The following is a 5,321-nucleotide window of genomic DNA, read 5'->3' on the forward strand; positions in this document are numbered from 1 at the left end:
TTACCCCTTTCTGAACTTGTGTTACTTACTTCGTTCCATAAACTTATAACCTGTATATGGCTCTGATGTATACCAATTATGTACTACGTCTAATGGCTTCAAGAATCTCGTTCTATCATCGTAATCCTGTTCGTTTTCATCGTGAATGTACTCTAAACCAGTAATATCATAACTGAATGTGCAAATATAATGGTTCTTTCCCTTCTAATAACACATGATGAACAACGACAAAGTATGTCTTACAGTTTACTGGATTGTCTGATTGAATAACGATGTCTCCACGCCACTGAAAATCTTGTTTCGCTACTTGTTTCACATGCTCTAATGAAACTTCTTTAAAACTGTTAGATGTTTTCATAATTAAATTTCTTACCTCCCTTTTATTCTACAATTAACTCCTGTAATTCAAAATCGTTCTGATTCGTTTCCTGTAAACTGTTCTGTAAACTGTTCAATTGTGTAGATTACTTGGTTTAAAGGCTGTTTTACTTCCATATCACGATTATTTACTGCAAATAATTCCTTTAAATCACGTTGCATTGTAACAACATACTTTGTTTCTTCTCCATACGGTAATGCATGAATGACTACTAAAGTTTGGTCAACAACCTCCCCATCATTAATCATAAGTAAATCACCACGCCACATATTGTTTTTACTTGCCATATCCATTGCTTCCATAATACTAACTCGTTTTGATTCTACTACTTTACTCATTCTCATTACCTCTTCCCTTTTAAATTGACCTTGTTTATAAGTATTTCTCTTTTACTTATAATACTATTATACCATAAGTTTCTTTATTTGTCAAATATAGTTACACAATAAAAAAGCCTTAGACTATTAAGTTCTAAGACTCTTCTATTTACCTTAGTTAATGCTTAATGCTTTTTGTCCCATTTGATTATAGATGTTTTCAAAGTGAGATTTAGATGCTCTAGCATTCTTCTGACCAGTTACAGGGTCATTGTAGTAAACATTGTTTCCATCTACCCCTGTGATTGTAACTGCATGAGTATTGAATTTCGCATAGATAGTTTTACCACTTGGAGTTTTCCATGTAACAGAACTATTAGGAGTTGTTAATCCTTCTGTTACCCAAGCTACTACTGGTTTACCGTTACGAACATAATTTTCTAATACAGAGAAGCTACTTCCTGTAAGGTTTGTACCTTTAGCATATTGGTTTAAAAGACGTTTTAATGGTGCTGGGTTGATTGAGAATCCCGGTCTCTTACCTGTAACATCACCTACGAAACCAACATCTGGGTCTCCCCAAGTTTTATAACGTCCACCTTGCTTAACCATTGGTGTAGTATCCATTGGCATTTGCATAGCGAAGTTTACCATATTAAATCTTTGTCCAGTATGGTACTCTACTAACATTTGTAATGAAACAACTTCACAACCATTGTATAATGAAGGGTATTGGTAGTAATGTGGTACGTCTAATAATACTAAATCGTTGTTTAGTGTATCTTTATTTACCCACTTATCACCTAAACCAGTTCCAATGCGTACCCATGCTCCACGTTTTTCTTTTACTTCTACAGTTTGAGGTGCAAATTTACCTGCAACGTTTGAAGAGAAGTTAGGGCTATCGTATGCAAAGAATACTTTGTTGAAATAGATGTTTTCGTGTTTTGCTTTGTTTTGAACTGTGTTTACCCACTTGTGACCTAACCAAGTATGAATTTTAATCCATCCACCTGCACGTTCTTCAATTACCCCAACTGGTTGTGGTGAACACTCAGAAGCAATTCCTGATTCATAATTAGAGTCATTGTATAGGAAGAAGTTTTTAGTCATCCATACTTTCTTCTCTGTAGTTTTCACCCATTTATGACCTAACCAAGTATCAATTTTAATCCAACCATCTTCACGTTCTTCTAATACGCCAACTGGTTGCGCTCCGCATTCACTTGCGATACCTGATGATAAAGAAGCATCATTGTAGATAAAGAAGTTTTTCAGTCATCCATACCTTCTTCATATCCTTTGTTACCCATTTATGACCTAAATACGTGTTTACTTTTACCCAACCGTTCTGCTCGTTCTTCAATGACTTCTAGTTTTTGTGCTAAGAAGTAACTTGAAACACCTGACGATAAAGAAGGTCCATTGTAAGTATAGAAGTTCTCTATCCATTGGAAGTTTCTTCTGCTCTTTTAACATCCATTTATCACCAAAGTATGTTTTAATCTTCATCCATCCGTCAGGACGTTCCTCTAATACAGTTACAGTTTGTGGTGAGAATCCTGATGAAATACCTGATGATAATGAAGGTTCATTATACGTATAGAATACTCTATCAATTTTAACTCGTTTAGTTTGCTCAATTAATAACCATTTATCACCGAAGTATGTTTTGATTTTCACCCAACCGTCTTTACCTTCTTCTACTACGTTAACAGTTTGTGGTAAGTACTCACAAGAAATAGGCGATGATAAAGAAGGTTCTTCATAAGTTAAGAAATTCTTTTCCATTTTAATACGTTTAATTACTGGTTGGTCTGATGCTTGTGATGATGCTAATTGAGGTGCAACTGATTTTGCTTTTAGTTCTGCTTCCTCTTTCGCTTTTAATTCAGCTTCTTGTTTTGCCTTTAATTCAGACTCTTCTTTTGCTTTTAACTCTGCATCTGCTTTCGCCTTCGTTTCAGCATCTTTCTTTTCTTGTTCTTCTTTCACTTTTAACTCAGATTCTTGTTTCGCCTTTGTTTCAGCTTCTACTTTTGCTTTTTCTTCTTTATCTTGTTTTCTTTTAGTTTCAGCTTCTTGTTTCGCTTTTGTTTCAGCATCTAACTTCGCTTTATCTTCGGCTTCCTTCTTCACTTTAGCGTTTGCTTCTTCTTTAGCTTTCGTTTCAGCTTCAACTTTTGCTTTTGAATCAGATTCTTCCTTCGCTTTTAGTTCCGCTTCCTGGTTTTGCCTTTAACTCTGCTTCTTGCTTTGCTTTCAGCTTCAGCTTCTTTCTTCTGCTGTTCTTCTTTTACTTTTAACTCTTGTAACTTATCTTGTACTTCTTTAACTGCTTTCTTATTGTCTTCACGCTTTTTCACATACTCTTTTTCTGCATCTTGTTCCGGTTTCAACCTTATTTTCATCTTTCTTTTCTACCCCAACTGTTTCAGAAGGATATTTAATACTTTCTTTGAACGTTTGAATCTCTTTTGCTAGTTTATCTTCGTTTAGTTTGTAATTCTACGAACTTATTTTCTAATTCTTTATTTTCAACCGTAATGTCTTTCTCTTTATTTTGTTGTTCCTTTAATTTATCTTCGTCAGCAAATAACTTTTCTTGCTGTTTTAAGTAATCTTGTAATTTTAATAAATCTTTTTGTGTTACTTCCCCTGATTTAACAGTTTCTTGATTCTGTTCTTGTACCATTTCAATTTTCTTTGTAGCTTGGTTTCCTACTTCTGCTAGTGAACTTGATGGAAACGTTAATGCTCCTAGACTACTAGTCCAGTAGTTGCTAATTTTGTTATATTTGATGCTTTCATTTTATTCTTCCTCCCCGAAGTTTCCAAAGTCTGCTATGTACTTTGCTTTATCTTTAACTATAATACTATTATAACATAAGTTTCGCTATTTGTCAACTATAGTTACAAATTTATACAGAGAAATAGCCCTAAACTTAGTAGTTTAGAGCTATAAACCTTATTATTTTATTGCAATAATGACAATTGACGTTTCGTAAAAGACAGTAAATACCCCTTCTTGTTTCTGCGAGATACACCTTACTATACTAGGTACAAAAGTTATGCGATGTTCTCTCATTCCCTAACCTATTTACTTTCAGTTTAGACCTATTTTCTTCGGTGTCTAAACTAAAGATATACCCCTTCGTACAAGAACCTGTATCAGTTGTCATTGTAAAACTACGTTTGTTTTCTTCATTTACTAAGTTATCTAATGAGTTCTTGAAATTCTTTAAATGAAAGTACCTTTGAAGTTGCTAGAATACTAGATAACTTTGTTTCTAATCCAGTTTCCATAATTACCTACCCCTATTCTTAAATTAAATTTCCATACCTGTCAGTTCTTTAAACTTTGCTTTGAACTCAGGTGAGTTCTCTGTTTTCGCCCACTCTTCATCTTCTTTAGAACTAGTTTCATAGAAATCAACTACAAGTTTAGAGAAACCTTCATACCCCTCGAAGTAATCTTTAAAGGACTTAACATTCGTTGCTTTTTCTACCTCACTTACGTTCCAAATAGACATATACTTCATATGTTCACTTAATTCTAGTTTTACATCTTCTAAATCCTCGTCTAGGGTACTAGACAAATCATCGAATTGTAATAACCACTGTTTAAATAATTCATCAAGGTTGGTACAATTTCTTACTTCTTCAAAATCAAACAGTTTATTACCTGTTAAATCTAAAGTTTTCTAAATCCTCTACAATTACCGATACCATAAATTGCAGACTTGTTAAGTTTTAATGTTGATTTCATTTCGTTACCCTCATTCTTTTATTTGTTTAAAGAGATAAGGCAATAGATTAGTTATCCATTGCCTTATCGTTTCCTTCTTGATAATCCATTTCACCATTAATAATCCTTAGGTGCTGTAGTCCTGGAACTCGACATACCGTTTAACCTTAGCAATACGTAACTGAACGAATACGTAAGTAAAATATACCACGTATTGCTAAGGTTAACGACGGTTAGATTCACCTCTTACACAGCACCTGCTCTGAGGGTACTTGCCACAGTGCTAAATAAAGAGATTACATTTGTTAAGTCACCTAACTTTGCCCGCTGTGTGGCTTTCTTAGAAAGTGGAGAAGTAGATGTCGTTGCAGGTTTAAGTCCAACACCACCTAGAAAGCAGTTTGCGTTTTTCGCGCCTTTCAAAACAGCAGATCAATTGAAAGTTATCTCAAGAAAAAAAATCACAATTACAAAATATGAAGACCTTTACGGCAAGATTATTGGCGTAGCGCGAGGTGAAAGTTACTTCCCTCGTTTCGATAAAGACACATCTCTAGACAAGATCTCAATTCAAAGCGCCAGAGTGGGATTTTCATTATTGCTCAAAGACCGCATCGACATTCTTATGGTAAGCCCTGAAAAATTTGCTTCTCTATCTAAAGAACAAGACCTTTCAGCCCTATGGATTTCACCTATCTCATTAGACAAAACAAGGGCCAAAGAAACCTCCTTTGGCTTCAGTAAAAAACATAAACTTAATATATCTAATGCAGAATTAATCAGAATCGTTGATAAAGCTTATAAAGCAGGCGCATTTAAGCCAGTTTATTAACCCCTAGGTGCTGTGTAAGAGGTGAATCTAACCGTCGTTAACCTT

8 protein-coding genes are annotated in these 5,321 nt (G+C 34.5%); 1 reads left to right on the forward strand and 7 read right to left on the reverse strand.

The annotated features are described in order from the left end of the window. Window positions 1–166 precede the first annotated feature (166 nt). The 7 genes from ACXAC4_RS20520 to ACXAC4_RS20550 all read right to left on the reverse strand — a co-directional run bounded on the left by ACXAC4_RS20520 (window position 167) and on the right by ACXAC4_RS20550 (window position 4,295). Window positions 167–358 (reverse strand): hypothetical protein, encoded by a 192-nt coding sequence (locus ACXAC4_RS20520; protein WP_475165047.1) that lies wholly within the window; start codon window positions 356–358, stop codon window positions 167–169. A gap of 47 nt (window positions 359–405) precedes the next feature. Further along, entirely contained in the window at window positions 406–717 is a 312-nt protein-coding gene (locus ACXAC4_RS20525; RefSeq protein WP_475165048.1) for a hypothetical protein, read from the reverse strand. 153 nt (window positions 718–870) lie between these two features. After that, entirely contained in the window at window positions 871–1,836 is a 966-nt protein-coding gene (locus ACXAC4_RS20530) for a C39 family peptidase (protein ID WP_475165049.1), read from the reverse strand. 222 nt (window positions 1,837–2,058) lie between these two features. Continuing rightward, window positions 2,059–2,835, reverse strand: a complete 777-nt coding sequence (locus tag ACXAC4_RS20535) for an SH3 domain-containing protein (protein WP_475165050.1) — start codon at window positions 2,833–2,835, stop codon at window positions 2,059–2,061. Window positions 2,836–2,909: 74 nt separating this feature from the next. Next, entirely contained in the window at window positions 2,910–3,107 is a 198-nt protein-coding gene (locus ACXAC4_RS20540) for a hypothetical protein (RefSeq protein ID WP_475165052.1), read from the reverse strand. A gap of 74 nt (window positions 3,108–3,181) precedes the next feature. After that, complete coding sequence (locus ACXAC4_RS20545) at window positions 3,182–3,391, reverse strand: hypothetical protein (protein WP_475165053.1); 210 nt, start codon at window positions 3,389–3,391, stop codon at window positions 3,182–3,184. A 634-nt stretch (window positions 3,392–4,025) separates the two neighbouring features. Further along, window positions 4,026–4,295, reverse strand: a complete 270-nt coding sequence (locus tag ACXAC4_RS20550; RefSeq protein ID WP_475165054.1) for a hypothetical protein — start codon at window positions 4,293–4,295, stop codon at window positions 4,026–4,028. Between the two features lie 429 nt (window positions 4,296–4,724). Here ACXAC4_RS20550 and ACXAC4_RS20555 point away from each other — a divergent pair, with 429 nt between their 5' ends. Continuing rightward, window positions 4,725–5,276, forward strand: coding sequence for a substrate-binding periplasmic protein (locus ACXAC4_RS20555; protein WP_475165056.1), 552 nt, complete (start codon window positions 4,725–4,727; stop codon window positions 5,274–5,276). The last annotated feature ends 45 nt before the right edge of the window (window positions 5,277–5,321 follow it).

Source organism: Pseudoalteromonas sp. AWM4_233 (assembly GCF_056158285.1).